Here is a 26355-nt window from a genome sequence, read left to right as displayed (position 1 = left end):
TGGGGTCGTCGCCCTCGGGAGCGGTTCACGGGCGCGACCGGGGACCCATCGAGGGCGACAGGTGATACCCCGGGGTGACGCCGGGTTCACTCCGTCGTATGACGACCCGGCGGGGCCCGCTGCCTACTGTTGAGGGCATGGTCGGAAGCAGAGTGGTCGGAGCAAGCGGGCGGGCGGTCCGCCGGCTGGCGCAACCCCTGTGGCGGGGCGTGCGAACGCTGGCCCGTCACGCCGACGTCGCGCTCGGACTCCTGGCGCTCCTCACCTTCATCGTCACCTGGTCGACGATGAGCATCACCCATGACGTGCCGATGTCGCTGCGGCCCGTCCTCGCCCTCTGCGTGGCCCTGCCCGTCGTGCTGCTGCGCCGAACACCGTTCGTGGCATGGGCAGTCGCTGCCGGGACCTCGTTGCTCTGGTGGGCGGTCGTCCCTGCGTTCTTCGACTCGCCCATGCCGTGGCCGGTCACGCAGTTCCTCGTGCTCCTCGCCACGATCGTCGCCGTCGGGCTGTGGAGCCCGTGGCGTGAGATCCCCGTCGTCGTCATCGCCACCGGTGTGCTCCTCGCCGCGGCCATGCCGGACGACCTCAAGCCGTGGGCGCTCGGTCAGGCCCTCGTCATGGGCGTCGCGCTGCTCGTCCGCTGGCTCGTCATCTCGCGTCGTCAGATCGCGGTGCAGCAGGACGAGGTCGAGACCGAGCGCGCTCGGCGGGCCGTCGTCGAGGAGCGCAGCCGGATCGCGCGCGAGCTCCACGACGTCGTCGCGCACCACATGTCGATGATCGTCGTGCAGGCCCAGAGCGCGCCGCTCCGGCACAGCCTCTCGGATCCGCAGGTGGTCGGCGAGTTCGCGGCCATCGAGGGTTCGGCGCGGCAGGCGCTCACCGAGGTGCGCTCGGTGCTCGGGGTGCTGCGGGACGAGCGCGGGCCGGTCGAGACGGCTCCGTTGCCGGATCTCGGGCAGCTCCCGTCGCTCGTCAAGGCGTCCAAGGCGGCGGGTATGCCGCTCACCTCCCGGCTGCGTCTGGACGCCGGCAAGGTGCCGCCGGGCACGGCCCTCGTGCTCTATCGCGTCGCGCAGGAGTCCCTGGCCAACGCCGCGCGGCACGCCCCGGGGGCCGCGGTCGAGCTCACCCTCGAGGAGGACTCCGGCTGGGCCCGGCTCATGGTCCGCAACTCGCCACCGCCCGCGCCCGCTCTCGCGAACGGCGCCGGCGTCCGCGTCGACGGCCGTGGAGCCGGCGCAGGGCGCGAGCCGGAAGGCGACGACGACGGTGGCGGGAACGGCATACCGGGCATGTTCGAAAGGGTGCGAGCGGTGGGCGGGACGTTCGAGGCGGAGCCGGTCGGGGACGGCTTCGTCGTCATCGCGACCGTCCCCCTGACCGGCCGCCCGCAGGTCGCCGGGCTAGGTTGAGCGCCATGATCACGGTGGTCATCGTCGACGACCAGGCGATGGTGCGGCAGGGGCTCGGGGCGCTGCTCAACGCCCAGCCCGACCTCACGGTCGTCGGTGAGGCGGCCAACGGCGCCGAGGCGGTGCGTGAGGTCTCGCGGCTGCGCCCCGACGTCGTCCTCATGGACGTGCGCATGCCGGAGGTCAACGGGCTGGACGCAGCGGCCACGATCCTCGCCTCACCCAGTCCCGACCGACCGCACGTGCTGATGCTGACGACGTTCGACGTGGACGACTACGTCTATGAGGCGCTGCGCATCGGGGCGAGCGGGTTCATGCTCAAGGACGCGCCCGCCGACGAGCTGGCGCGAGCCGTTCGCGTCGTGGCGGCGGGAGATGCGCTCCTCGCGCCCTCGGTGACCAAGCGGTTGATCGCCGAGGCGACGAGGTCGCGCTCGGGTGTGCCCAAGGACTCGCCGCGGCTGCGGGACCTGACGCCGCGTGAGCTCGAGGTGCTGGAGCTCATCGCGCGAGGGCTGTCCAACACCGAGATCGCCACCCGGCTGTTCGTCGCCGAGCAGACGGTCAAGACCCACGTGTCCCGGGTGCTCGCCAAGCTCGGGCTCCGGGACCGGGCGCAGGCCGTGGTCTTCGCCTACGAGCACGGAGTCGTCAGCGCCGGCTGAGCACTGCGCGGTGCTGGTGCTGGTTGTCGGGCCGCGAGGGTGCCGGATCGGGGCGGTCTACGGTGGCGACATGGGTCTCCTCACGCGCAAGGTCTCGGCCACCCTCCCGCAGAACCTCACGCGGATCGCCCTGGGCGCGTTCATGACCGGCGCCGGACTGCTGCACCTCACCGTCGCGCGAGAGGAGTTCCGGGCGCAGCTGCCGAGCTGGGTCCCGGTCGACGAGGACCTCGTCGTCCTCGGGTCAGGTGTCGCCGAGATGGGGCTCGGCCTGGCGATGCTCGCGCTGCCGAGGCACCGCCGGCTCACCGGGATCGCCCTCGCAGCGTTCTATGTCGCGATCTTCCCGGGCAACGTCGCGCAGTACGTCGACGGCGTCAGTGCCTTCGGCCTCGACACGGACACGAAGCGGCTGGTGCGCCTCTTCTTCCAGCCCGTGCTCATCGGTGCAGCCCTGTATGCCGCCGGGTTGCCCGAGCGTCGCCGCTCGGCCGACGAGTCGTAGGGGCCGCTGCTGGTCTGCTCCCGTCGGGTGTCGGGGATGCGGGCCATCCCGGGCGGGCGAGACCCCGGTTCCCCGACACCCAGGCTGACCCACGCCGTGGCTCAGACGGCGCGGTGCGCGAGGTTCTCCCGCTGGACGCGGTTGAGCCCGGCGTAGAGCAGGCAGATCGCCGCCACCCAGATGGCGATGACGAACCATCCGTTGGTGGGGAACTGCGTCGCGCCCCAGACCATCCCGCCGACGAGCAGGGTGCAGAGGATGAGGGGGAAGGCATACCAGACGGCGACCGTCTGCGGACTGGGCACCGGGTTGAACTGGCTCACGGGCGGTCGTCCTCGGTAGGCCGCGAGGAGGCTTCCGCCCGCGAGGAAGACGGTCGTCATGACGAGCCACGGGAGGACCGCTCCGAGGTCGGCCCCGACGCTGACGCCCGTGACGCAGCCGACGAGCACGGTGGTGACGAGGTGGACAGCGCCCGGGACGAGGAGGTGGGCGGCGGCAGCACGCACCGGTGGAGCACCGAACAGGGGAGGGGTCCCGACCGTGTCGGCCTCGAGCCGCAGTCCCTCGGACAGTGCGCCGAAGCCGAGGTGGCTCACCAGTCCGGCGAGGAACCCGACGAGCGGCGGGACGGCGGTGCTTCCCAGGGTCGCCCCCAGAGCGGCACCCGCGGAGGCACAGAGCAGCAGGCCCACGACGGCGGCAGCGGGTGAACGCCGCAGTCCGAGAACGTCTCTCGCGACCAACGTCATGATCGGACCGCGATGACGCAGTCGCAGGTCGCGGCCTCGGGTGACGGGTCGGGCGGCCTCGAGACGGACGGCTCGCAGGTCGCCGGCCTGGACCCCGCCGACGATGCGGTTGGAGCGGGACGACTGCGTGCGCAGGTCGTGGACCCCCAGTCGTCGCACCTCGCGCACCCACCACGGCCCGTCCCCGCGTGGCAGTGGTGGGGAGAGCTGTGACTGACCGACGAGCCAGGCAGTCCCGGCCAGCAGCCCGACGAGCAGACCGACGACGAGCCCCGCCGGCAGGATCCACCACCCCGCGGCCCGGGCGCCGGCGAACGCGGCGCCCACCACCAGACCCGACAGGCCACCGGCGAAGAGCGCTGCGAACAGGGAGTATCCGAACCACGGCCGCAGACTCGCCCAGCGGTCGATCGACGAGGCCACGACGTGGTCGATCCAGGGGACGGGGGCGACGATCGGCCCGCGCACCCGCCCGGCCTCCCTCGCGGCGACAGCAACGGCGGCCACCACCGCGACCAGGACCAGCGCCGACCACGGTGAGCGCAGCGCCGACGCCATGGCCTCACGGTCGGCTGCGATGACGAGTGCCCGCAGCAGCGGGAAGCCGTAGAGGCCGACCACGATGACGGCGACGTATGCGGCATACGCCACCTCCTTGCGGGCGGGACTGCCGCCCGGCCCGTGGAGCACGTGGTTCGCGTCCTCGAGCCGCTCCCGCCCGCTGACGACGGCGCCCGGGTCGCTCACCGGCGCGGCACCAAGAGCTCGAGGCCGATGCCGTCGACGAGTGCGCTGGACGCGCAGAGGACGACCACCCCTCGACCGGCAGCACGGTCAAGGCCCATCCAGGAGCGGAACCCGCCCGTGCCGCCGTTGTGCCACGTGACGCTTCGGTCCCTCACCTGCATGGTGTGCCAGGCGAGGCCGATCTGGGACGAACGCCCCACTCGTGCAACAGGATTCAGAGCCCGCGCGCCAGGTGCCGACCCGTCGAGCAACGCACGCGTCAGACCTGCCATCGCTCCGATGGATGCCCGTATGCCGCCCGCCGGGCCGACCGCCTCGCTCACCCATGGGGGCCGCTCACGTCCGCGTCGGCTGCGGCCCCGGACCGCATCCGCCCGGAGATCCTTGTCCGTCGTGGGCACATAGAAGGGGTCGAGCCCCAGGGGGTGGGCGATGCGAGAGGCGACGAGCGCGGCATAGGGGAGGTCGGCGGCCCGGGCCACAGCGTGACCGAGCAGCTCGAAACCAAGGTTGGAATATCGGTGCTTCCTCGGCCCCACCTTCGTCGTGCGAGCCTGCTCGATGAGACCGTCCAGATCCTCGCGGTAGGGGTTGGTGCCGTGCCGCATGAACTCCCACGAACGTCGCCAGGTGTCAGGGGTGTCGGCCAGCCTCGGCAGGCCTGACTCATGGATCGCGATCGATGCCAGCGTCACGGCGCCCGCCGCCGTTCCCGCCAGGGGGAGGTGGTCCGAGAGGACCGCGTCGGGCGCAACCTCTCCACGGTCGACTGCGTCGGCATAGAGCAGGCCGGTGAGGCCCTTGCTGATCGAGCCGATCTCGAAGTCGCCGTGAGCCCTCGGACCGACGAGCGCGACGGTGGTGTCGAACGCGCCGCTGGGTGTCGTCGTCACCAGGGTGGCCGCCGCGACCGGCCGTGATGGACCCAGCCGTGCCGCGAACCGCTCCGTGAAGAGGTCAGCCATCGTGACCCTGGCCCTCAGCCCTGGCCTCGGCGGCGACGAGGTCGACGACCTGGTCGGTCGGGCCGCCGGTCACCAGCTCGGTGATGATCGGGTCGTGGCACGCGAGGACCACGGTCGTCCCCGCGTCACGCCGGGCGGCGATGAGGTCCGCGACGAGGGTCCTCTTGGACGTGTCGAGGCGCTGCTCGGGCTCGTCGAGGACCAGCACGGAACCCGGCCGGAACAACGTCAGCGCCAGGCGGAAGAGCTGCGTCTGACCCGACGACAGCTCATGGGGGAAGCGGCCACCCAGGTCGCCGATGCCCAGGTCGCTGAGCGCGGACGCCACCCGGTCGTCAGAGGTGTCGGCGTCACCGGCCCACGTGGCGTCGAGCAGCACGAGGTGGTCGCGCAGGGTGAGGTCGCGATAGGTGGCGGGTGCCCCCACGAGAGCGGCGACCGCGGCGCGCACCGCAGGGTCCCGCTCGTCCGCGGGGGCGTCCCCCACGAACGCCTGACCGGTCGTCGCCGGAAGCATCCCGATGAGGATCCGCAGCAGGGTCGTCTTGCCGGAGCCGTTGGGGCCGCGGAGCACGAGGCAGGAGCCACTCGGGGCGGTGACCGAGACGGGCGCGAGCAGCGTCGCCGGGCCGATGACCTTCGACACGTCTTCGGCTCGGACATCCATGAGGGGCACGCTAGCGACCCTGTCCACAAGCCTGCGCACGCGGCATACCGGCTGTCCTTCACGGCGACTAGGTTGGACGCCGTGAGCACCGCCCTGTACCGCCGCTACCGCCCCGAGACGTTCGCCGACGTCATCGGGCAGGAGCACGTCACCGAGCCGCTCATGCAGGCGCTGCGCACCGAGCGCGTCAACCACGCCTACCTCTTCAGCGGCCCGCGTGGGTGTGGCAAGACGACGAGCGCCCGCATCCTCGCCCGCTGCCTCAACTGTGAGCAGGGCCCGACCGCGACCCCGTGCGGCGAGTGCGACTCGTGCGTGGCCCTGGCCCGTGGTGGCGCCGGGACAGTCGACGTCATCGAGATCGACGCGGCCAGCCACGGCGGGGTCGACGACGCGCGTGACCTGCGCGAACGCGCCAGCTATGGCCCGGCGCAGAGCCGCTACAAGATCTACATCATCGACGAGGCGCACATGGTGACGCCGCAGGGCTTCAACGCGCTGCTCAAGATCGTCGAGGAGCCGCCGGAGCACGTGAAGTTCATCTTCGCGACGACCGAGCCCGAGAAGGTCATCGGCACGATCCGGTCCCGCACGCACCACTACCCGTTCCGGTTGGTGCCGCCGGGCCAGCTCACCGAGTACATGGAGCGGCTCTGCGTCTCCGAGAAGGTCGCGGTGGCGCCCGGGGTCCTGTCGTTCGTCGTGCGCGCCGGGGGCGGGTCGGTGCGTGACTCGCTCTCCGTGCTCGACCAGCTCATCGCCGGGTCGAGCGACGAGGGGCTCACCTACGAGTCGGCGGCCGCGCTGCTCGGGTTCACCGACAGCGAGCTCCTCGATGCCGCGATCGACGCCTTCGCCGCTGCCGACGGCGCCGGGGCGTTCTCGTCGATCGAGCGGGTCATCGAGAGCGGGCTCGACCCGCGCCGCTACATCGAGGACCTCCTGGAGCGCCTGCGCGACCTCATCGTCGTCGCGGCCGTGCCTGACGGCGCCTCGGCTGTCCTGCGGGCGCTGCCGCCGGACCAGCTCGAGCGCATGCGTCAGCAGGCGGCGGCGTTCGGCCCCGGCGCGCTCTCCCGGGCGGCCGACATCGTCAACGCCGGGCTCTCCGAGATGACCGGCGCCACCGCGCCGCGGCTCCAGCTCGAGCTCATCGCCGCGCGCCTGCTGCTGCCCGGCGCTGCCGGGGAAGCCGGGTATGCCGCCCGCCTCGACCGTCTCGAACGTCGCCTCGACGTCGGCGGAGTGCCGAGCGCGGCCGCTGCCTCGGCTCCTTCGGCGCCCGTTCGCCCGCAGGCACAGGCGCAGCCGGTCCAGCAGTCGCAGCCGGCCCAGCAGCAGGCCCAGGTGGCTCAGCCCACCCACGTGCAGCACCCGGCCCCACCGGTCCGGTCGGTGGAGCAGTCCGACCCCGTCGCCCCCGCGGTCCAGGCATCGTCCCAGCCCGACCGCCTGCCTCCGCGCCAGAGCATCCCTGCCCCGGCGTCGGTCGTTCCGGAGCGACCCGTCGACGAGCCGCCGGACCTGGACGAGCCGGACTTCATGGAGCCCGAGTTCCTCGAGCCCCAGGCACCTCCCGCAGACGCGCCCCGGGGCCGGTCGCAGCCAGCCCCGCAGCCCCAGTCGCCGGCTCCGGAGCCCGTGGCCCCGTCCTCCGCCGGGGCCGAGGCCCCGGCCCAGCCGGTGGCTCCCGCCCGGCCCGGCGGCCTCGACACCGCGGCGATCCGCCGGTCCTGGCCCGACGTGCTCGCCAAGGTGTTCGAGCTGCGTCGCACGACCTGGACGTTTGTGTCCGAGCACGCGCAGGTCGTCGACTACGACGGCGAGCGCCTGCTCCTCAGCATCTCGACGACCGGCCTGACCAACACCTTCCGCAGGGGACCGCACGCGACCTACGTCCAGCAGGCGCTCATCGACGTCCTCGGCATCGACGCCCGGGTCGAGGGCGTGCCGGTGGACGGTTCCGACCCCTCGGGTGGGGCTTCAGGGGTGGCGACCATCGACCCCACGCGCCCCGACCCCGTGCGCGCGCCCCGCCCCACAGCGGCGCAGCAGTCACCCCAGGCGAGGGCTGAGGCCAACGGCGCGGCAGCGCAGGGGAAGCCGGACCGCGGGGGCGAGCCGGCGGCATACGTGCCGAGTCAGCCGCCCACGACGCAAGCCGCGTGGGGGAGCGGAGCCGCCGACAGCGCGACCGCCCCCGCGTGGGCCGGCGGAGACGGTGAGGGCGAGGCCGTGGCCAGCCCTTTCGCCCGGGCCAAGGAGACGGTCGCGTCCGAGCCCGACCCGGATGAGACGCCCGTCGCTGACGACTCCGCGATGAGCGAGGATGACGAGGACATCGAAGGCCTCGGCGAGGTGGGTGTCCCCGTGATCGAGCGAGTCCTCGGCGGGAAGGTCATCTCCGAAGAGGACGCATGAGCACCTACTACTGGGTCGGCCGCACGGCGATGATGTCGCTCTCCCACGCGGTGTGGCGCCCCAAGATCCACGGCAAGGACAACGTCCCCAAGGAGGGTGGCGTCCTTCTCGCGAGCAACCACCTGTCCTTCATCGACAGCTTCGCCATCCCCGTCGCGGCGCCGCGCAAGGTCTCCTTCCTCGCCAAGCACGACTACTTCACGGGCAAGGGCATCAAGGGTCGCCTCGTGCGCGGGTTCATGGAAGCCGGAGACGCGATCCCCGTCGACCGCGACGACGCCAACGGGGCCAAGAAGTCGCTCGATCTCGCCCTCGAGGTGCTGCGAGCCGGCAAGGCGTTCGGGATCTATCCCGAGGGCACGCGCTCGCGGGACGGCCGCCTCTATCGCGGCAAGACGGGGGTCGCGTTCCTTGCTCTGACGGCGGACGTCCCCGTCGTGCCGGTCGGTCTCATCGGCACCGACAGGGTGCAGCCCGCCGACCAGCGCGGCCTGCGGCTCGCCGACGTCACCATCTCGTTCGGCACCCCGATCCTGCCTTCGGCGTATGCCGGCATGCCCGCCGGTCGCGCTCGGCGTCAGCTCACCGACGACGTCATGGACTCGATAGCCGCGCTCACCGGCCAGGAGCGCGCCGACGGCTACAACGAGCGCCCCACCAGCGACCCCGACGACTGACACGACTGCTGGTTCGACTCGCGCAGCGTCGCCGGGAGCCGGTGACGGCCGGGTGGCCTAGGCTCAGGGTGTGTACGAAGGCGCAGTGCAGGACCTCATCGACGAACTCGGCCGACTCCCGGGCGTCGGTCCCAAGAGCGCGCAGCGCATCGCCTTCCACCTGCTCCAGCAGGACGCGATCGACGTGCAGCGCCTCGTCGACTCCCTCACGCAGGTCAAGGCCAAGGTCCGCTTCTGCGTGACCTGCTTCAACATCGCCGAGGCCGAGCAGTGCCGCATCTGTGCCGACCCGCGGCGCGACCTGGCGAGCATCTGCGTCGTCGAGGAGCCCAAGGACGTCGTCGCCATCGAGCGGACCCGTGAGTTCCGCGGGCGCTACCACGTGCTCGGCGGCGCGATCAGCCCCATCGACGGCATCGGCCCCGACGACCTCACCTTCCGCGAGCTCATGACCCGCCTCGCCAGCTCCGAGGTCACCGAGATCATCATCGCGACCGACCCCAACCTCGAGGGAGAGGCGACGGCGAGCTATCTCGCCCGCTTCCTCAAGGGGATGGACATCAGGGTCACCCGCCTCGCCTCCGGGCTGCCCGTCGGCGGCGACCTCGAGTATGCCGACGAGGTCACCCTCGGCCGCGCCTTCGAAGGACGGAGGCTGCTCGATGCCTGACCAGGTCACCCCTGGGACAGCGGCAGCCTCCGGCGCCGCCGACCCCGAGCTCTTCTCCGACCTTCGCGCGCTCGCCGACGACTCCGCCGCTGAGGCCCGCACCTACCTCGCCACCGTCGCCGACATCGCCTCCGGCGCCAACCCGGCGGCAGCCCTCCCGCTCGGCCTGCTCGCCCTGTCGCAGGTGCTCGTCATGGGTGCCCGACTCGGCGCGATCGAGGACATCGTCCCGGAGGACCGCTTCGAGGTCGACCCGGGCCCGGACGTCGAGCTCGACCCGCTGCGCGAGAACCTCACCAACCTGCTCGAGGGCCTCGACGACTACGCCGACATCGTCGACCCCGTGACCGAGCCCGAGCTGACGACCGGCTCGATCTCCAACGACCTCACCGTGGTCGCCTCAGCCCTGGCCCACGGCCTGCGCCACCACGAGGAGGGCCGGATCCTCGAGGCCCTGTGGTGGTGGCAGTTCAGCTATCTCTCCGACTGGGGCGAGCGGGCCGCGAGCGCACTGCGGGTCCTCCAGGCCCTGCTCGCGCACATCCGCCTCGACGCCGACGCCGACGCCGTCGCCGAGGCGGAGTTCGACGCCCTCCACCCGTAGTCGGAATCCGCTCGAAGCGAGTAGGTGGTCACGGGGCCACCCGTCAGGGATGTGGACGCTGCGTCGCTTCGGTGCCACCGTGGACGCATGACCCGGGCCGTGGAAGCCGACTACCTCGTGGTGGGTGCCGGCGCCATGGGGATGGCCTTCGCCGACGCGGTCATCGACCACTCCGACGCGCGCGTGGTCATGGTCGACCGACGCCACGGCGTGGGAGGCCACTGGCTCGAGGCCTACCCCTTCGTCCGCCTCCACCAGTCCTCTGCCTTCTACGGCGTGGCGTCGACGCTGCTCGGTGGCGGCACGCTGCAGTCGAGTGGACCCGAGGCGGGACTCCAGGAGCGGGCGACCCAGCCGGAGATCACCGCCTACTACGCGCGAGTGCTCGACCGGATGGTGCAGACGGGGCGCCTCGAGTTCTTCCCCAACAGCGACCACGTCGGCGAGCGCACGATCGTGTCGCGCATCTCAAGGGACCGGTTCCGGGTCCCCGAGTCGTGCCGGATCGTCGACGCCCGCTACCTGGCGCCGGGCATCCCGGCCGAGCAGCCGCCGCCCTTCGACGTCGGCGACGGTGCTCGCGTGCTGCCGGTCAACGACGTCGTCCGGCTGGACGAGGCGCCGAGCGAGTACGTCGTCGTCGGTTCGGGCAAGACCGCGACCGACACCTGCATCTGGCTGCTCGCACGGGGCGTCGACCCGGACTCCATCTGCTGGGTGCGTCCCCGCGACCCATGGATGCTGAACCGGGCCCGGGTCCAGCCGGACCCGGCGATCTTTCTCGGCCTCGCCGCCGACATCATGCAGGCGGCCGCGTCGTCGAGCACCGTCGAGGACCTGTTCCTCCGCATGGAGGACGCCGACGTCATGATGCGGATCGACCCCTCCGTCGTGCCGACGATGGCCAAGGCGCCGACCCTGGCGGGCTGGGAGCTCGAGCAGCTGCGGACGATCGAGAACGTCGTGCGACGTGGTCACATCCGCCGCGTCGACCGTGGCAGGCTGCGCTTCGCCGACGGGTCGGTCCGGGTCGCCGACGACGCCCTCGTGGTGCACTGCGCGGCGGACGGGCTGAAGCAGCCGCCCCTTGTCCCGGTGTGGCGTCCGGACGTCATCACGCTGCAGCCGATCAGGGCCGGCTTCCCGTCCTTCGGGGCGGCGGTCACGGGCTACGTCGAGGCGACCCGGACCGACGACGACGACGAGAAGAACAGGCTCTGTCCGCCGTCGAACTACGGCAACTCCCGGGCCGACTGGGCGCGCATGTTCTTCCGCGGGACCCAGGCGACGATGTCGTACTCGGCCGAGCCCGACATCAAGGCGTGGGCGGACGGCGTCGCCCTCAACCCCTCGCGCGTCCCTGCCGGGTATCCCGCGTCTCCGGCGCTGGACGACGCCCGCGAGCGCCTCGCCACCCACACGACTGCGGGGATGGCGCGCCTCGCCGAGCTGGGCGCGCCGACGGACATGCAGTAGTGCGTCTTCCGTTTGGGATGCTGCGCGCCCAACGCCACCGGCCGCGGCGGCGCTGCATGTCCATGGGACCGCGCCGGTATGCCGCCCGCACAGGTCCGACGAGCGATGCAGACATGGGTGAGCCGACCACCCCTGGGTGGTCGGCTCACCAACTTGTGGCTCTCTCGGGCTCAGACGACGAGCCCGTCGAGGACCTCTCAGGCGATGCGGGTGCCGCTCGGGAGGTTGCGCACCGGCGTCCGGACCCGGCGCTCGGCCACGACCACCGACAGCGACCCCAGCGCCACGAGGAAGGCCAGCCCCCACGGCCACACGGCGTTGTCGTTGCGACGAGCACGGTCCTCGGCCTGTTTGGCCGGGTCGCTGCCCGGGTCGGGTGGCGACGACTCGGGCATGCCGCTCCCTGCTGTCTCCGGCAGGTAGGAACACTCGTCCTGCACCTCGCCCGGGTCGCCGGGCCCGGCCTTGGCGTCCCGCGAGCCGTCGCTGATCCACCTCATCGGCGTGAACCCGCCACTGAAGGTCCCGTTGTCGGCCAGTCGTGACGGCGCGGCGTCCGCGACGACGACGAAGGGGTTGACCGCCAGCAGCGGCCACAGCCGATCGGTGCGCGAGACGTCCGTGGTCCGGCTGAACACCTCACAGTCCGCCTGGGTCGGCTCGCGGAACATGCCCTCGGGAACTGATGAGGGCGTCGCACCCGGCGCCGGGGAGCCGGGCTCGGCCGGCGGCTGGACCTCGGCCGCCCAGAAGCTCTCGGGGATGCCGTTGACCCTGACCGTCACCTCGTCGGTGAGCAGCACCGCCCCGAGGAGAAAGGTGATGAGCGTCCCGAAGACGAGCGTCGCCAACGACAGGTAGGTGAGCACGGCCGAGGCCACCGGTCGCGCCGTCAGCGTCGAGAACATCAGCCCGACCGCAGCGACCACGGCCATGACGAGCACGAGCACGAGGAGCGACAGCAGGATGCGCCCGAAGCCGATCCCGCCGGCGACCCACGCCCAGGCGAGGAACGGCAGCGCCGTCGCGAGGAAGCACAGGGAGACGATCCACGAGGCGAGCAGCTTGCCGAGCACCAGCTCCCAGGACGTCACCAAGGTCGTCTGCATGGTGGCCAGGACCCCCTGCTCCCGGTCCCCGTTGACGGTGGTGGCGGTGAGCGACGGCACGACGAGCATCCCGAGCATGAGCACGAAGAAGGTCGTCACGTCATAGAGCGAGGGCCCGGGAGCAAAGCTCGCCTCACGCACCGCCCGCCACGACGCGAACGTGACGAGCGCGATGACGAGGAACCACGCCCCCAGCACGATCGGCCAGCGCGAGGTTCGTCGTCGCTGGACGAGCTCGAGCCGGGCGACCGTCCAGAGCCGGGCGGAGCTCATCGTCGTTCCTCCGTCGCTGCGAGGTAGGCGGCTTCCATCTCTCCGTGCAACGGCGCGTATGCCGTGACCCGGGCTCCGCTCGCAGCGAGCCTCTCGAGGAGCGTGGCCGCCTCGGGATCCCCGGCCAGCTCGACGTCGACGGCGATGCCGGCGTCGCGCCACGCGGCCCCGGCCTCCGAGAGCGCGGCGACGAGGCGCTGCCGGTCCAGGGCCGTGACCCGCCAGGTCCGCGCGACCGGCGCCGCACCCTCGACCGTCTGCGTCTCGATCGTGCGCCCACCCGCGACGATGACCGCGCGGTCGGCCATCTCCTGCAGCTCGGTGAGGATGTGGCTCGACACCAGGACCGTCGTCCCCGACGCGGCCAAGGAGCGCAGCAGGTCGCGCAGCTCGATCCGGCTGCGCGGATCCAGCCCCGACGCCGGCTCGTCCAGGATCAGGGTCGTCGGACGGTGCAGCAGCGCGCGCGCCATGCCGAGCCGCTGCTTCTGGCCGCGCGACAGCACCCGCGCCCGCCGGTCGGCGAGGTCCTCGAGGTGGACCTGCGCCAGCACCTCCTCCGTCCGCGAGCGGGCCTCGTGAGACGGCATGTCGTATGCCGCCCCGATCGTGTGCAGGACCTCGCGCACCGTGAGGGCGTCCCAGGTCCCGAACCCGTCCGGCATCCAGCCGATCCGGCGCCGCACCTCGCGTGGGTCGCTCGCCGGGTCGACCCCGTCGATGGTGATGGTGCCGCGGTCGGGCACGAGCAGCGTGGCGAGCATGAGCATGAGGGTCGTCTTGCCGGCACCGTTGGGTCCGATAAGGGCCGTGACCTCACCGGGCCGCGCCGTCAGCGAGATGTCCTCGACGGCGACGACCGCGCCGAAAGCGCGTCGCACCCCCTCCACCACGATCCCGCCGCCACCCTGCTGAGGCACCACATCGGACGTCATGTCGACAACCTAGGTGCGCGACCGGCATACGGGCGTGAGTTCGGACGCTCAGGCCGCTCGTTAGACTCGCTGGCGACCACCCACAGACTCCGCGAACCACCGCCTGGGAGTGCACCCGTGCCCATCGTCGTCCAGAAGTACGGCGGCTCCTCGCTCGCCGATGCCGAGAGCATCAAGCGGGTCGCGCGTCGCATCGCCGAGACGCGCAAGGCCGGCAACGACGTCGTCGTCGCCGTCTCCGCGATGGGCGACTCGACCGACGAGCTCGTCGACCTCGCCCAGGACGTCAGCCCGGTCCCCCCGCCACGTGAGCTCGACATGCTCATGACCGCCGGCGAGCGGATCAGCATGGCGCTCGTCGCGATGGCGATCCACGACCTCGGCATCAGCGCTCGCTCCTTCACCGGCAGCCAGGCCGGCGTCATCACCGACGAGGCGCACGGCCGGGCCAAGATCATCGACGTCACCCCGGGCCGCATCACCGAGGCCCTCGGCAAGGGGCACGTCGTCATCGTCGCCGGGTTCCAGGGCGTGAGCCAGAGCACCAAGGAGATCACCACCCTGGGCCGGGGCGGCACCGACACGACCGCCGTGGCGCTCGCCGCCGCGCTCGGGGCGCAGGTGTGCGAGATCTACACCGACGTCGACGGGGTCTTCACCGCCGACCCGCGCATCGTCCCCAGGGCGCGCAAGCTCGACCGGATCTCGGCCGAGGAGATGCTCGAGCTCGCCGCCAGCGGCTCCAAGGTCCTGCACCTGCGCAGCGTCGAGTACGCCCGTCGCTACGACATCCCCATCCACGTCCGGTCCTCCTTCACCCCGAAGGAAGGCACCATCGTCAGTGACCAGCCGGGCCAGCAGGGCCCCGAAGGAGAAACCGTGGAAGCCCCGATCATCGCCGGCGTCGCCCATGACCTCAGCGAAGCCAAGATCACCGTGGTCGGTGTGCCCGACACGACCGGCAAGGCCGCCCAGATCTTCCACGCCGTCGCCGCCGCCGAGATCAACCTCGACATGATCGTCCAGAACGTCTCCGCGACCGACACGGGCCTCACGGACATCTCGTTCACCCTGCCCAAGACCGACGGGCAGACCGCGATGGAGGCGCTCCAGTCGATCCAGGAGCAGGTGGGCTTCACCGGCCTGCAGTACGACGACCAGGTCGGCAAGCTGTCCCTCGTCGGGGCGGGCATGCGCTCCAACCCGGGTGTCTCCGCGACCTTCTTCCGGGCGCTCGCCGACGCCGACGTCAACATCGAGATGATCTCGACCTCCGAGATCCGCATCTCCGTCATCACCCGCAGCGAGCTCCTCGACGAGGCCGTCAGGGCGGTGCACACCGCCTTCGGACTCGACTCGCAGGACGGTGAAGCGGTCGTCTACGCGGGCACGGGCCGCTGAACCGAGATGACCCGGATCGGATGACCCCCGTGTCCCACGCTGCGTCGAACGCCGCGGTCCTGAGCGACTCCCCGACCCTTGCCATCGTTGGCGCCACCGGTGCCGTGGGCACGGTCGTGCTCGACGTGCTGCCCATGCGCCGCCACATCTGGGGTGACGTGCGCCTTGCCGCGGGGGTCGAGGACGTCGGCAAGGTATGCCGCGTGGCCGGCGAGGACCTCACCGTCCAGGCCCTGACGCCGGAGTTCTTCGACGGCGTCGACGTCGCGCTCGTGGACATCCCCCCGGAGATCTCCGCGGAGTGGGCCGAGATCGCGGTGGAGCGTGGGGTCGTCGTCATCGACAACAGCCCGACCTTCCGGCGCGATCCCGACGTGCCGCTCGTCGTGACCGAGATCAACCCCGAGGCGGTGAGCGAGCGGCCCAAGGGGGTGATCGCCAACCCCGGGGCCACGGTGATGACGATGATCGACGTGCTCGCCGTCCTGCACGCCCAGTGGGAGCTCACCGAGCTCGTCGTCACGAGCCTCCAGGCCGCGTCCGGTCTCGGTCGCGCCGGCATGAGCCGGCTGCACGACGAGATCGCAGTCGTCGCCGGTGACCGCGAGCTCGGGATGCGCCCGGGCGACGTGCGTCGGGCCATCGACCACGAGCTCGGCCCAGGCATCTTCGGCGGACCGCTCGCCCTCAACGTCCTGCCCTTCGCCGGATCGCACGTCGGCGACGGGTGGAGCTCGGAGGAGTCCAAGATCCGCCACGAGACCCGCAAGATCCTCGGACTGCCCGACCTCAGGGTGTCGGCGACGTGTGTGCGCGTGCCGGTCGTCTCCACGCACTCGGTGTCGGTGCACGCGACGTTCGCGAAGTCGATCGCCGTGGGGAAGGCGCGCCAGGCCCTCGTCGAGGCGCCGGCCGTCGTGGTCCTCGACGACCCCGAGCACGGCGAGTTCCCCACGCCGGCCGACATCGTCGGCGCCGACCCTCGGTTCGTCGGCCGGATGCGGCAGGCGATCGACTTCCCCCGGACCCTGGACCTCTTCGTCTGCGGCGACAACCTGCGCAAGGGGTCGGCGCTCAACATGCTCCAGACCGCCGAGCTCGTCGTCGCCACCCTCTGACGGCTGGCCGGCCACGCGACTGTCCGCGGCTGTCCGGCCGGCTGGCCATCCGTCCCCCCACAGCGCGTGACGCCGGTGTGACCTCGTGGACAGACGCCGTGCACGTGCCCCTGTCAGTGTGTCCAGCGGAGGAACGGAGACGGCCCGGCCAACGGTGGATCTCGATCGGATGACGTCTGCGCGTGTTACTGGTGTGACGAGTGTGACTCGTGGTGCAATTCGAGCAGCGGTTGTGGGACCGCATGGCAGAAGCTGAGGAGGCGTCATGTTCGCGAGGCAGAGACCAGAGCCCGGGCGCCCTGCGCTGCCTGCGCGCACCTTGCGCGCCGCCCGCGACCTCGCCCGGCGAGGCATGGGCATGACGCGCGACACCGTGCACCGGGAGTTCCTCGAGCGGGCCAAGTCGCAGGAGGCCCTGAGCGACGACCAGATCTGGCGCCGCTACCAGTTCCGCCACCTCGCCGCCTTCGTCACCATCCCGGCACTCCTGCTCGGCACGGCAAGCATCGCCGCGGCATACGGAAGCGGTCTCATGTCCAGCGACCCCGTCCCGGTCTGCCAACCCGTCGTCGCTCTCGCCCCGGCCTTCGGGTCCTTCAAGGTCACGGTCATGAACGCCTCCGGCCAGAACGGCGCTGGCCAGGTCGTGGGTCGTGACCTGTCCCGGCGCGGGTTCAACGTCGGGGACGTCACGACCGCGCCGCGCACGCTCTACGTCAAGGCGCCCGCGCGCATCTACCACGGCAAGAACGGGCTCGACCAGGCGCTGCTCGTCGCCCAGACCGTCGACGGAGCCGAGCTCGAGAACGACGGCCGCGCGGGCACCAGCGTGGTCTTCGTCATCGGTGGTGACTTCACCAAGATGCTCCCGGCGCCGCCCCCGAAGCAGCCGGCCCTCTCGTCCTTCACGGTCAACGTCTACAACACGACGTGGCGCCCGGGCCTGGCCAAGACGGCTCTGGCCGAGCTCGCCTCGCGCGGCTTCACCACCGGCAAGCAGGGCAACAACCCGGACGGCTCGTTCCTCCCCGACGACGTCGCGGTCGTCCTGCACGGACCCGACGCAGACCTGGCCGCTGGTCTCGTGGCCCGCGAGATCAAGGGCTCCGTGCTGCGCGAGGTGCCGCGCGACAACATGACGATCGACGTGCTCATCGGCAACAAGTTCGAGTCCGTCACGCCGCGCACCGAGCTCCCCCGGAAGCAGGCCGTGCGCAAGGATCCGCCCCACACGGTGACCCGCCCCTGCGACTGAGGTCGTCCACTCCTCGGGCCATGGCGGATGTGTCGCCGGTCACGCTGGTTGACTGTGCCCATGCCTGTATCGACCGTTGCCCTGCTCACCGCCGGTGGGCTCGCGCCCTGCCTCTCGTCCGCCGTCGGCGGGCTCATCGAGCGCTACACCGAGGTCGCACCCGACGTGCGGATCATCAGCTACCAGAACGGGTATGCCGGCCTGCTGACCGGCCGCTCGGTGGAGGTCACCCCCGAGGTCCGCGAGGGTGCGGCGCTGCTCCACAAGTTCGGCGGCTCCCCGATCGGCAACAGCCGGGTCAAGCTCACCAACGTCGCCGACTGCGTCAAGCGCGGCCTCGTCCAGGAGGGCCAGGACCCGCTGCGCGTCGCCGCAGAGCAGCTCACCGCTGACGGCGTCGACGTCCTCCACACCATCGGAGGCGACGACACCAACACGACCGCCGCCGACCTCGCCGCCTACCTGGCCGAGCACGACTACCCGCTCACGGTCGTGGGCCTGCCCAAGACGATCGACAACGACATCATCCCCATCCGCCAGTCGCTGGGGGCCTGGACCGCCGCCGAGCAGGGCGCGATCTTCGCCCGCAACGTCCTTGCCGAGCACTCGTCCAACCCGCGGATGCTCATCATCCACGAGGTCATGGGGCGCCACTGCGGCTGGCTGACGGCCGAGACCGCCCGTCGTCATCACGCCTGGGTGGCCGAGCAGCAGTGGTTGCCGGGCGTGGGCCTCGACGCCCGTCGCTGGGACGTCCACGCGGTCTTCGTCCCCGAGCTGTCGATCGACCTGACCACCGAGAGTGCTCGCCTCCGGGCGATCATGGACGACATCGGGTGCGTCAACATCTTCCTCTCCGAGGGCGCTGGCGTGGCCGAGGTCGTGGCCGAGCTCGAGGCTGCCGGCCTCGAGGTGCCCGTCGACCCGTTCGGACACGTGCAGCTCGACAAGGTCAACCCCGGCGCGTGGTTCGGCAAGCAGTTCGCCGCGCTCCTGGGCGCCGAGAAGGTCATGGTCCAGAAGTCCGGCTACTTCTCGCGCTCCGCTGCCGCCGGCGACGAGGATCTCGCCCTCATCCGACAGTGCACGGAGTATGCCGTCGACGCGGCTCTGCGGGGCGAGTCCGGTCTCGTGGGTGAGGACGAGGAGCGGGGCCACGAGCTGCGCGCCATCGAGTTCCCGCGCGTGGCCGGTGGCAAGAAGTTCGACGTCGACGTGCCGTGGTTCACCGAGCTGCGGTCCTCGATCGGTCACGCCTGACGTCGCAGTCGAGGTAGCACGACACGCCGTCGTCACGCGACCCTGGCGGCAGGTCGTGCTACCTCCACTCGAGGCGGCGGTGGGCGCGCGGCATACGCCGCATGTATCTGCGCGGGTCGTGACGACTCCTCTGGGGTGACACCGTCACGCAAGGGAGCCTGCCATGCACGACTCGACCCAGACCGCTGCCGCCATCACGCCACCCCGGGTGCGGGCCAGCGCCTCGGTGCGCACCTACCGCTACCTGCGACTCAGCCTCGTCGGGCTCGTCCTGCTCCTGCTCGTGTGCGTCTGGCTGGAGCGGCTGGGCGGCGCCGAGGTCAACCGACGGCTCGGCTCGATCAGCGCCTACTACTACACACCCGCGCGCAGTGTCTTCGTCGGCGCGCTCGTCGCCATCGGCATCAGCCTTGTCGCGATCGTGGGGCGGCGCGGGTTCGAGGACACCTCTCTCAACATCGCCGGGATGCTCGCCCCCGTCGTGGCCATGGTGCCGACACCCAGGGGCGCCGGGGGAGCGCCTTGCGACCCGGACGGCCGGTGCTCGGTGCCGCCGGAGTTCGTGCCGTCCGTCGTCAACAACGTGTGGGGGCTGGTGACGCTCGGGTTCCTCGGCTTGGCGCTCGGTGGTTGGACCGTCATCGTCCGGCGTCGCTCCTCACCCGCGACCCGCAGAGGGTTCTTCCTCGCGGCTGCGGTGTGGCTCGCCTTCGTCCTGTGGTTCCAGCTCGGCCGGGACCCCTTCCTCGACCTCGCCCACTACGCCTCTGCCGTGCCCCTGTTCGGCCTCATCACCGGCGTCGCGTTCGTCAACGCGCGCAAGGCGTCGGCCCGTCGAGACGACGCGGGCAGCAGGGGAGCGAAGTCCTACCCGGCGATCTATGGGGTCGTCGCCGGGATCATGACCCTGACGTTCGTCGTGGCTGCCGTGCTCGCCGTCGTCGACCAGTGGGGCGGCGGCGGGACGCCGACGGAGTGGGTGCTGTGGGTGGAGGTCGTGCTGCTGGTGTCGTTCGCGGTGTTCTGGGTGACCCAGACCCTGGACTACTGGGACGACGGCCTGCCCGAGGAGGCCGCCCCGACGACGGGAGGTGGTGCGCACCTGGGGTCAGCCCGAAAGTGATGCTCCGGGTACGCGTAGGACAGGTCGGGCGACGGCACACCGGGTGCACCTGGCTAGTTGTTGCCGCTGGCTGCGTAGCCGGCAACCAGCACCAGAACAACGCCATACACGAGCAGGAGCACCGCACCGGCGACGTACGTGATCCATCCCCAGCGGGCGACGGCGGCCGACCGGGGGTCGGACCGCCGCTCCAACAGGAGGGCAACAAGGCCGAGGACCAAGGCTGGCACGGCAAAGAACCACCCGAACAGGATCGAGATGGCCGTGACGATCAGCAGGGCTACCCCCGAGCTCGCGTGGTTCAGCCAGCCCAAAGGTGATCGGCCTGGAGCAGCTCGCGCTCTGCCCTGTGGATCGAGGTTGAGCGCAGAATCGCGCCGAGCAGTCATCCTGGATCCGCCCGTTCCTTGTGTTTTGTGTGCCTCAGCCAAGTCGGACCCGGCAGCGTCCTGACCGTACTGCAGGACAGTCACCTGCGGACCCCTTCGGTGTTCCTTCGGACCATTCCCCGCAGAACCTGCACCGACGTGACTGGGAGTTTCGCTCTCCTGTCGGTCTCCAGAGGGTGGTGCGATGGCACACGGTTCGCACGCACCCGAGAACGCAGAAGGCCTCCAACCGCGTTCCCGCAGGTCGGAGGCCCAATGCATTGTGGTCGGGGTGACAGGATTTGAACCTGCGACCTCTTCGTCCCGAACGAAGCGCGCTACCAAGCTGCGCCACACCCCGTGGCTGCCGCCGCCCTTGCAGGCAGCGACACCAGAGGATAGCCGACGCCGACCCGCCTCCCGAAATCCGTTCGGCAGACAGGGCAGGGTGGGGCCCATGGGAACGACGGCGGGGCCCGGTCGGCGCCTGAGGAGGGGGCTCGGCGTCGTCGGATGCACGCTCCTGACGATGGCAGCGGCCGGCTGTGCGCAGCCCGAACCGGACGAGCAGGAGGTGGCACAGGCGGTCCGTGGCCTGCCCGGGGTCAAGGGGGTCGACGCGTCCTTCATCGGCACGAGCCTGGGCGGCGCCGGCGACCAGGAGATCTCGGTCCAGGTGGCCAGCCCTCCGGATCCCCGAGAGGTCGAGGAGCTCGTGCGCAGCCTCCCCCAGACCCTGCGACGGATCGAGCACGCCGACGGCTACGACGAGCTCGTCCTCACGACGCGGGACCTCGGCGAGCGAGCCGAGGTGAGCACCGACCCGTCGAGCCTCGGGTTCGGCTCTGAGCCGCCGCTGCCCGGGCTCGCGACGCGCTGGGCAAAGGCCGTGGCCACCTCCCCGCCGGGCGGCCTGCAGGTCAGGTCCCGCCCGGCCCCGCGCCGCGTCACTGCGTCGGTGTCGTCCCACGAGCCGGTGTCGACCGCACTGGGCTGGGCCTTGAGGAGCGGCCTTCCCGAGCTCGACTGGACCGTGGTCGAGTACCAGACGCCGCAGGCTCCCTACGTCCGCTTCAGCGCCGGACGCCCCCTCGTTGCACCCATGGTGGACGAGTGGAGGGCCATCGAAGCGACGTATGCCGGGCAGGACGGGAGTGCGTCCATCGCCCGTGTCGTCGTGGTCGAGGACGTCGAAGGTGTCCGCCGGGTCCGGGTCGTGGTCTCCCTGCCCGAGATGGGTGGCCCCTTGGCCGAGGCTGCCCACGGCGCCTGGGTCTGGCCCATCGTCGAGGCTGCCCACGACTCCATGCCGGCTGGCCACCGGCTCGACCTCGAGCTCGGCCGCTCCGAGAGGGGCGCCCAGAACGGTGGCGCGGGCGACGCAGACCTCGTCGACGGCGGCACCGGCTCTGCCGACTGGGAGGCGGCCTACCGCCAGCGCTTCCCCGACGCGGTCCCGGTCAGCGTGACACCAGGGTGAGCAGGGTCGCCTCGGGTCGGCACGCGAACCGCACCGGCGCATACGGCGAGGTCCCGAGGCCCGCTGAGACGTGCAGGTATGCCGCGTCGTCCGGTTGCGTCGGCACGTCGCCTCCCGCGCCGGGCCACCACCGGGAGAGGCCCTTGGCGCGGCCACGGTCGAGGTCGCAGTTCGTCACGAGGGCGCCATAGAACGGCACGGCCAGCTGGCCACCGTGGGTGTGCCCGGCGAGGATGAGGCCGACCCCGTCGGCGGTCATCGCGTCGAGGACCCGCTGGTACGGCGCGTGCACGAGACCCAGCGTCAGCGCAACGTCGGCGGCAGCGGGAGCCGACACCGCGGCATACCGGTCGCGTTCGATGTGTGGGTCGTCGACACCGACGAGCTCGAGCCGGTGCGGGCCGACGGCGACCGTCGTCCGCGCGTTGTCGAGGTCCAGCCAGCCGCCGGCGCGCATGCCGTCGATGAGGTCCTCGACCGGGAGGTCCGGGCGGGTCGCACGCGGCGGCCGGGCGTGGTCGCGAGTGAAGTAGCGGCCGGGGTTCTTGGGGACCGGGGCGTAGCGGTCGTTGGAGCCCAGGACGAACGCGCCGGGGAAGTCCATGAGTGGCTCCATGGCGCGCAGCAGGCCCGGGACGGCGTCGACAGCAGCCAGGTTGTCGCCGGAGTTGACGACGAAGTCCGGTGTGAGGGAGGCCAGCTCACGCACCCACTCGATCTTGCGGTGCTGACGAGGCACGAGGTGGAGGTCGCTCACCTGCAACAGACGGAGCGGAGCGGTGCCCGAGGGCAGCACCGGCACCTCGAAGCGGCGCACCATGAAGAGGTTGCGCTCGACGAGCCCCGCATAGGCGATGCCGGTCACTCCCGCAGCGGCCACCCCGGCCAGAGTCTGCAGGACTGTGCGGGTCGTCGACGTCATCGACCCAGTATCCCGGTTGACCCTGGTGCGAGACTGGAGCCATGACCGACACGACCCTCAAGGGCACGCTCCGGAGCGACCTGCACGACGCCATGCGCAGCAAGGACAAGGTCCGTGCCGGCACGCTGCGCATGACGCTCACCGCTATCACCAACGCCGAGGTGGCCGGTGTCGAGGCCAAGGAGCTCACCGACGACGAGGTCCTCAAGGTCATCGCCAAGGAGGCCAAGAAGCGCAAGGAGTCGAGCGCGGCCTACGTCGACGCCGGTCGTCCCGAGCTGGCAGCGGTCGAGGATGCCGAGCTGGTCATCCTCGAGGCCTACCTGCCCAAGCAGCTCGGCGACGCGGAGCTGGAGCGCATCGTGCGGGCCGCCGTCGACTCCACGGGGGCCAGTGGCATGGCGCAGATGGGACAGGTCATGAAGGCCGCCCAGGCCGACATCGCCGGTCGCGCGGACGGTGGGCGCGTCGCCGCGATCGTCAAGCAGGTCCTTGCTGGCTGAACGCGCTGATCGCGTTGAGCCCGCTGACCGAGCCCGTCAGCCTCAGGGCTTGCCCGGCTTGGTGGGCTTCGGCTTGGGACCCGTCGGTGGTGGGACGACGACAGTGGGTTCAGGCGTGCTCGTGGTGCGCGGCCGGACCTGGATCCGGATCCTGGGCTGGGACTGGGTCTGTGTCCGGGTCTGGGTCCTGGGCTGGGCGAACGTCTCCTGGTAGCCGCGCGAGATGAACAGGGTGATGGTCATGCCCTTCGTCGCCCGGGTGCTGGGGCTGGTCCGGGCCACGTTGCCCTCCTCGATGCCGCTGTCGACCCGCGTCCCGACCTTGACCTCGAACCCGGCTCCTTCGAGCTTGAGGGTCGCGGTGCCGACGCTGTCGCCGATGACGTCGGGGAGCGGCACCTGGTTGCCGTTCTTGACGCGCTCGGAGGGCGGAGTGAACGGGACGACGGGCAACCCGGCGGTCGCAGCCTCCATGATCTGGCCCCACACCGGACCGGCGACCGTGCCACCGAAGACGCTCTTCTTGTAGCCGTAGGTCCCGAAGGTCTTGCCGTTGAGGGTCGTGAGGTCACCACGACTGTTCTTGGCCACCTTGATGTTGCCGATCCACACGGATGCGGCGCGCTGCGGGGTGTAGCCCACGAACCACGACTGGTTGTGCGAGTTCGTCGTCCCGGTCTTACCGGCAGCAGGTCGGCTGCTCTTCCACGACCCCTCGGCCGTGCCCCGGCTGTCCCTGAGCGGTCCCTCGAGGAGCAGGTTGACGCCGTCGGCGATGTCGGCGCGGATGACCTGCTTGCACGCCGCCGGCGGAACCTTGATGGCCTTGCCGTTCGAGGTGGTGATCGACGCGATCGGGGTCGGCTCGCAGTACTTGCCGCGGGCGGCGAGGGTGGCGTAGGACGCTGCCATGGTCATCGGGGTCGCCACGCCGGCGCCCAGGGTGATCGAGGAGATCGACGTGCTGATCGGCTTGCCGTCTCCTTGGTGGATGCCCATCCGGCCCATGACCTCGTGGACCTTGCAGCCGCCGAGGTCGATGACGAGCTGACCGAACGCGGTGTTGATCGACTCGGCCGTGGCCTTGGCCAGGGTCATCACCCCGCCGCTGCGGTAGTCGTTCTCCACCGGCCAGGCCTCCTGGGCGTTGCACCGGTCCTTCATGTCCTCGACCGGGAAGAGGTGCGGGTCCTCCGGCGAGGCGGAGGGTGCATTGACCGTCCCGTCGAGCGGCATGCCCGACTCGAGAGCCGCGACGAGCGCGTACATCTTGGCCGTAGAGCCGAACTGGTAGCCGTACTGGCTGCCGCCGTAGCGCTGGTCGACGTTGAGGTTGAGCTGGCTCTTGGTGAAGTCCGTGGCCTGGGCCATCGCGAGGATCTTGCCGGTTCCGGGCTCGATGACCGTCGACGCGGCGCCGAGGTTGCTGCGGTTGCCGATCGGCACGGCCTTGGTCAGCTCGGTGAGGGTGGTCCTCTGCAGCTTGGGGTCCAGGGTGGTCTTGATCGTCAGCCCGCCCTGGTTGATGTTCTTGAGGCGCTCGGCCGGTGTCTTGCCGAGGACGGCCATCTGCGGCGACTTCTGGAGGTACTCCATCATGTAGGCGCAGAAGAACGGCTCGCTCGACCGCTGGCAGACACCCTTGGGCGGCTTGCGGTTGCCGAGCATGGCCGGGACGGCGACCTTCTTGGCCGCGGCCACGTCCTTGGCGGTGGCCATGCCCAGGAACTGCATGCGGTCGAGCACCGCGTTGCGGCGGGTCTGCGACTGCTTCGGGTTGAGCACCGGGTTGAACGTCGTGGGCTGCTGCACGATGCCCGCGAGCAGGGCCGACTGACCCAGGTTGAGCTTGCTGGCCGGGATGCCGAAGTAGTTCTGGGCCGCGGCCTCGACGCCGTAGGCCTGGTCGCCGTAGTAGACGAGGTTGAGGTAGCCCGTGAGGATCTGCTCCTTGGTGAAGTTGCGCTCGACGTCGAGGGCGTACTTCAGCTCCTGGAGCTTGCGGGTGTAGCTCTTCTCTACGGCCCTCTCGGCCGCCTCCTTGTCGTCGCGGCGGAGGGCGTTCTCCTGGAGGGTGATCTTGACGTACTGCTGGGTGAGGGTCGACGCGCCCTGCACGGACCCGCTCGAGACGTTCGAGACCATCGCCCTCGTGAAGCCACGCACGTCGAGGCCGCCGTGCTCGTAGAAGCGGGAGTCCTCGATGGCGATCTGGGCCTTCTGCATCCACGGTGAGATGTTCTTGAGCGTGACGATGATGCGGTTCTCGTCGTAGGGGTTGGCGATGAGCTTGCCGCTGGCGTCGACGATGCGCGACTGCTGGGCCAGCGGGGAGACGGAGAACTCGCTGGGCAGGTCGTTGAAGGCCTTGACCCCGCTCTTGGTGGCGCTCCCGCCGGCCCCGATGGCAGGGATCGCGAGCCCGGCCATGAGCAGCCCCATGAGCGCGCTCAGGACGACGAGCCCCGTGAGCAGGCGGAGGACATGGGGGAGATTGTGGGCGCGACCATCCATACCATCAGGGTAACTCGGGATCTTGTGGGGTCTCGCGACCGATGGTTGCCGCGCGTTGTTGCGTTCTGACAGGAAATGTCTAGACTACTAACTAGTTACTACGAGCCATATAACTAGTCCCCATATTCGTCATGGTGCAGGTTTCACCTACTGCCTAGTTTTCCCTTAGCGCCATCCGGGAGGGAATGGCCACAGGCAAAGGGACAGAGCAATGACGATCACCACAGCACCACCCGCCCACAGCACTCAGGGCACGTCCGACTGGTCGACGCGCGGCACGTGCGTCGGCACCGATCCGGACGCGCTCTTCGTCCAGGGCAAGGAGCAGCGCACGGCCAAGGTCGTGTGCCGTGAGTGCCCCGTGGCGCTCGAGTGCCTCTCGGATGCTCTCGACAACCGTACCGAGTTCGGTGTGTGGGGCGGCATGACCGAGCGCGAGCGACGCGCCCTGCTCCGTCGCCACCCCGGGGTCCGCTCCTGGCGAGAGGTCCTCAGCAAGACGATGGGCCGCCCTCCGGTCTGAGCTC

The 26355-nt window shown here is 70.8% G+C and carries 24 protein-coding genes and 1 tRNA gene; 16 read left to right on the top strand and 9 right to left on the bottom strand.

The window, feature by feature from the left end; all coding sequences use genetic code 11:
* Positions 1-137 precede the first annotated feature (137 nt).
* The 3 genes from ACFQW8_RS05630 (at position 138) to ACFQW8_RS05620 (ending at position 2588) form a co-directional block, all read left to right on the top strand.
* Positions 138-1418 carry a sensor histidine kinase gene (locus ACFQW8_RS05630; protein ID WP_380085990.1) on the top strand — a complete coding sequence of 427 codons (1281 nt, stop codon included), beginning with the start codon at positions 138-140 and terminating at the stop codon, positions 1416-1418.
* A 5-nt stretch (positions 1419-1423) separates the two neighbouring features.
* Positions 1424-2083, top strand: coding sequence for a response regulator (locus ACFQW8_RS05625; protein ID WP_380085989.1), 660 nt, complete (start codon positions 1424-1426; stop codon positions 2081-2083).
* 70 nt (positions 2084-2153) lie between these two features.
* Positions 2154-2588 (top strand): DoxX family protein, encoded by a 435-nt coding sequence (locus tag ACFQW8_RS05620; RefSeq protein ID WP_380085988.1) that lies wholly within the window; start codon positions 2154-2156, stop codon positions 2586-2588.
* A 101-nt stretch (positions 2589-2689) separates the two neighbouring features.
* Here the strand turns inward: ACFQW8_RS05620 and ACFQW8_RS05615 are convergent, their stop codons facing one another.
* The 3 genes from ACFQW8_RS05615 to ACFQW8_RS05605 are packed head-to-tail and all read right to left on the bottom strand — an operon-like array spanning position 2690 to position 5719.
* Positions 2690-4087, bottom strand: coding sequence for a hypothetical protein (locus ACFQW8_RS05615; protein WP_380085987.1), 1398 nt, complete (start codon positions 4085-4087; stop codon positions 2690-2692).
* A complete protein-coding gene (locus tag ACFQW8_RS05610; protein ID WP_380085986.1) occupies positions 4084-5052 on the bottom strand; it encodes a serine hydrolase domain-containing protein in 969 nt (322 codons plus the stop codon). Before ACFQW8_RS05610 ends, ACFQW8_RS05615 begins: the two co-directional genes overlap by 4 nt.
* A complete protein-coding gene (locus ACFQW8_RS05605; protein WP_380085985.1) occupies positions 5045-5719 on the bottom strand; it encodes an ABC transporter ATP-binding protein in 675 nt (224 codons plus the stop codon). The genes ACFQW8_RS05610 and ACFQW8_RS05605 overlap by 8 nt, the downstream gene beginning before the upstream one ends.
* Before the next feature lie 81 nt (positions 5720-5800).
* Here ACFQW8_RS05605 and ACFQW8_RS05600 point away from each other — a divergent pair, with 81 nt between their 5' ends.
* The 5 genes from ACFQW8_RS05600 (at position 5801) to ACFQW8_RS05580 (ending at position 11567) form a co-directional block, all read left to right on the top strand.
* On the top strand, positions 5801-8140 hold the full coding sequence (locus ACFQW8_RS05600; RefSeq protein ID WP_380085984.1) for a DNA polymerase III subunit gamma and tau: 2340 nt from the start codon (positions 5801-5803) through the stop codon (positions 8138-8140).
* Positions 8137-8817, top strand: coding sequence for a lysophospholipid acyltransferase family protein (locus tag ACFQW8_RS05595; RefSeq protein ID WP_380085983.1), 681 nt, complete (start codon positions 8137-8139; stop codon positions 8815-8817). The genes ACFQW8_RS05600 and ACFQW8_RS05595 overlap by 4 nt, the downstream gene beginning before the upstream one ends.
* A 70-nt stretch (positions 8818-8887) precedes the next feature.
* Positions 8888-9487: a recombination mediator RecR gene (recR, locus tag ACFQW8_RS05590; RefSeq protein WP_380085982.1), complete on the top strand. Its 600-nt coding sequence runs from the start codon at positions 8888-8890 to the stop codon at positions 9485-9487.
* Positions 9480-10091, top strand: coding sequence for a DUF5063 domain-containing protein (locus tag ACFQW8_RS05585; RefSeq protein WP_380085981.1), 612 nt, complete (start codon positions 9480-9482; stop codon positions 10089-10091). The genes recR and ACFQW8_RS05585 overlap by 8 nt, the downstream gene beginning before the upstream one ends.
* A gap of 87 nt (positions 10092-10178) precedes the next feature.
* Positions 10179-11567: an NAD(P)-binding protein gene (locus tag ACFQW8_RS05580; protein ID WP_380085980.1), complete on the top strand. Its 1389-nt coding sequence runs from the start codon at positions 10179-10181 to the stop codon at positions 11565-11567.
* A 197-nt stretch (positions 11568-11764) separates the two neighbouring features.
* Here the strand turns inward: ACFQW8_RS05580 and ACFQW8_RS05575 are convergent, their stop codons facing one another.
* Together ACFQW8_RS05575 and ACFQW8_RS05570 are read right to left on the bottom strand one after the other, a co-directional pair.
* Complete coding sequence (locus ACFQW8_RS05575; protein WP_380085979.1) at positions 11765-12949, bottom strand: ABC transporter permease; 1185 nt, start codon at positions 12947-12949, stop codon at positions 11765-11767.
* A complete protein-coding gene (locus ACFQW8_RS05570; protein ID WP_380085978.1) occupies positions 12946-13884 on the bottom strand; it encodes an ABC transporter ATP-binding protein in 939 nt (312 codons plus the stop codon). The genes ACFQW8_RS05575 and ACFQW8_RS05570 overlap by 4 nt, the downstream gene beginning before the upstream one ends.
* A 117-nt stretch (positions 13885-14001) precedes the next feature.
* On the opposite strand from ACFQW8_RS05570, the gene ACFQW8_RS05565 reads away from it, so the two are divergent.
* The 5 genes from ACFQW8_RS05565 to ACFQW8_RS05545 all read left to right on the top strand — a co-directional run bounded on the left by ACFQW8_RS05565 (position 14002) and on the right by ACFQW8_RS05545 (position 20041).
* Positions 14002-15285, top strand: coding sequence for an aspartate kinase (locus tag ACFQW8_RS05565; protein ID WP_380085977.1), 1284 nt, complete (start codon positions 14002-14004; stop codon positions 15283-15285).
* Positions 15286-15314: 29 nt separating this feature from the next.
* Positions 15315-16403, top strand: coding sequence for an aspartate-semialdehyde dehydrogenase (locus ACFQW8_RS05560; protein ID WP_380085976.1), 1089 nt, complete (start codon positions 15315-15317; stop codon positions 16401-16403).
* A gap of 358 nt (positions 16404-16761) precedes the next feature.
* On the top strand, positions 16762-17658 hold the full coding sequence (locus ACFQW8_RS05555) for a LytR C-terminal domain-containing protein (RefSeq protein WP_380085975.1): 897 nt from the start codon (positions 16762-16764) through the stop codon (positions 17656-17658).
* Between the two features lie 60 nt (positions 17659-17718).
* Positions 17719-18918: a pyrophosphate--fructose-6-phosphate 1-phosphotransferase gene (locus tag ACFQW8_RS05550; protein WP_380085974.1), complete on the top strand. Its 1200-nt coding sequence runs from the start codon at positions 17719-17721 to the stop codon at positions 18916-18918.
* A 163-nt stretch (positions 18919-19081) separates the two neighbouring features.
* Positions 19082-20041 (top strand): hypothetical protein, encoded by a 960-nt coding sequence (locus ACFQW8_RS05545; RefSeq protein ID WP_380085973.1) that lies wholly within the window; start codon positions 19082-19084, stop codon positions 20039-20041.
* 53 nt (positions 20042-20094) lie between these two features.
* Here the strand turns inward: ACFQW8_RS05545 and ACFQW8_RS05540 are convergent, their stop codons facing one another.
* A complete protein-coding gene (locus ACFQW8_RS05540) occupies positions 20095-20514 on the bottom strand; it encodes a hypothetical protein (RefSeq protein WP_380085972.1) in 420 nt (139 codons plus the stop codon).
* 179 nt (positions 20515-20693) lie between these two features.
* Positions 20694-20770, bottom strand: a tRNA-Pro gene (locus ACFQW8_RS05535).
* Between the two features lie 96 nt (positions 20771-20866).
* On the opposite strand from ACFQW8_RS05535, the gene ACFQW8_RS05530 reads away from it, so the two are divergent.
* The gene (locus ACFQW8_RS05530; RefSeq protein WP_380085971.1) at positions 20867-21889 is read left to right on the top strand and encodes a hypothetical protein; all 1023 of its coding nucleotides are present in this window, start codon (positions 20867-20869) and stop codon (positions 21887-21889) included.
* Here ACFQW8_RS05530 and ACFQW8_RS05525 read toward each other — a convergent pair.
* Entirely contained in the window at positions 21870-22811 is a 942-nt protein-coding gene (locus tag ACFQW8_RS05525; protein ID WP_380085970.1) for a metallophosphoesterase, read from the bottom strand. The two genes, ACFQW8_RS05530 and ACFQW8_RS05525, sit on opposite strands and share 20 nt — an antisense overlap.
* Positions 22812-22852: 41 nt before the next feature.
* Here ACFQW8_RS05525 and ACFQW8_RS05520 point away from each other — a divergent pair, with 41 nt between their 5' ends.
* Positions 22853-23314: a GatB/YqeY domain-containing protein gene (locus tag ACFQW8_RS05520; protein ID WP_380085969.1), complete on the top strand. Its 462-nt coding sequence runs from the start codon at positions 22853-22855 to the stop codon at positions 23312-23314.
* A gap of 42 nt (positions 23315-23356) precedes the next feature.
* Here ACFQW8_RS05520 and ACFQW8_RS05515 read toward each other — a convergent pair whose 3' ends face one another.
* Positions 23357-25828 carry a transglycosylase domain-containing protein gene (locus ACFQW8_RS05515; RefSeq protein ID WP_380085968.1) on the bottom strand — a complete coding sequence of 824 codons (2472 nt, stop codon included), beginning with the start codon at positions 25826-25828 and terminating at the stop codon, positions 23357-23359.
* Positions 25829-26039: 211 nt separating this feature from the next.
* Here ACFQW8_RS05515 and ACFQW8_RS05510 point away from each other — a divergent pair, with 211 nt between their 5' ends.
* Positions 26040-26351, top strand: a complete 312-nt coding sequence (locus tag ACFQW8_RS05510) for a WhiB family transcriptional regulator (RefSeq protein ID WP_380085967.1) — start codon at positions 26040-26042, stop codon at positions 26349-26351.
* Positions 26352-26355: the final 4 nt, after the last annotated feature.

It is taken from the genome of Knoellia altitudinis (genome assembly GCF_042666355.1).
In the GTDB taxonomy this organism is placed as follows: Bacteria; Actinomycetota; Actinomycetes; order Actinomycetales; family Dermatophilaceae; genus Knoellia; species Knoellia altitudinis.
This window is presented reverse-complemented; position numbering and strand designations above follow the sequence as displayed.

Coding starts and splice junctions, on each gene's coding strand:
- ACFQW8_RS05630 (WP_380085990.1), top strand. CDS start 138: ATGGTCGGAAGCAGAGTGGTCGGAGCAAGCGGGCGGGCGGTCCGCCGG.
- ACFQW8_RS05625 (WP_380085989.1), top strand. CDS start 1,424: ATGATCACGGTGGTCATCGTCGACGACCAGGCGATGGTGCGGCAGGGG.
- ACFQW8_RS05620 (WP_380085988.1), top strand. CDS start 2,154: ATGGGTCTCCTCACGCGCAAGGTCTCGGCCACCCTCCCGCAGAACCTC.
- ACFQW8_RS05610 (WP_380085986.1), bottom strand. CDS start 5,052: ATGGCTGACCTCTTCACGGAGCGGTTCGCGGCACGGCTGGGTCCATCA.
- ACFQW8_RS05605 (WP_380085985.1), bottom strand. CDS start 5,719: ATGGATGTCCGAGCCGAAGACGTGTCGAAGGTCATCGGCCCGGCGACG.
- ACFQW8_RS05595 (WP_380085983.1), top strand. CDS start 8,137: ATGAGCACCTACTACTGGGTCGGCCGCACGGCGATGATGTCGCTCTCC.
- ACFQW8_RS05585 (WP_380085981.1), top strand. CDS start 9,480: ATGCCTGACCAGGTCACCCCTGGGACAGCGGCAGCCTCCGGCGCCGCC.
- ACFQW8_RS05580 (WP_380085980.1), top strand. CDS start 10,179: ATGACCCGGGCCGTGGAAGCCGACTACCTCGTGGTGGGTGCCGGCGCC.
- ACFQW8_RS05575 (WP_380085979.1), bottom strand. CDS start 12,949: ATGAGCTCCGCCCGGCTCTGGACGGTCGCCCGGCTCGAGCTCGTCCAG.
- ACFQW8_RS05570 (WP_380085978.1), bottom strand. CDS start 13,884: ATGACGTCCGATGTGGTGCCTCAGCAGGGTGGCGGCGGGATCGTGGTG.
- ACFQW8_RS05555 (WP_380085975.1), top strand. CDS start 16,762: ATGACGCGCGACACCGTGCACCGGGAGTTCCTCGAGCGGGCCAAGTCG.
- ACFQW8_RS05550 (WP_380085974.1), top strand. CDS start 17,719: ATGCCTGTATCGACCGTTGCCCTGCTCACCGCCGGTGGGCTCGCGCCC.
- ACFQW8_RS05545 (WP_380085973.1), top strand. CDS start 19,082: ATGCACGACTCGACCCAGACCGCTGCCGCCATCACGCCACCCCGGGTG.
- ACFQW8_RS05530 (WP_380085971.1), top strand. CDS start 20,867: ATGGGAACGACGGCGGGGCCCGGTCGGCGCCTGAGGAGGGGGCTCGGC.
- ACFQW8_RS05525 (WP_380085970.1), bottom strand. CDS start 22,811: ATGACGTCGACGACCCGCACAGTCCTGCAGACTCTGGCCGGGGTGGCC.
- ACFQW8_RS05520 (WP_380085969.1), top strand. CDS start 22,853: ATGACCGACACGACCCTCAAGGGCACGCTCCGGAGCGACCTGCACGAC.
- ACFQW8_RS05515 (WP_380085968.1), bottom strand. CDS start 25,828: ATGGATGGTCGCGCCCACAATCTCCCCCATGTCCTCCGCCTGCTCACG.
- ACFQW8_RS05510 (WP_380085967.1), top strand. CDS start 26,040: ATGACGATCACCACAGCACCACCCGCCCACAGCACTCAGGGCACGTCC.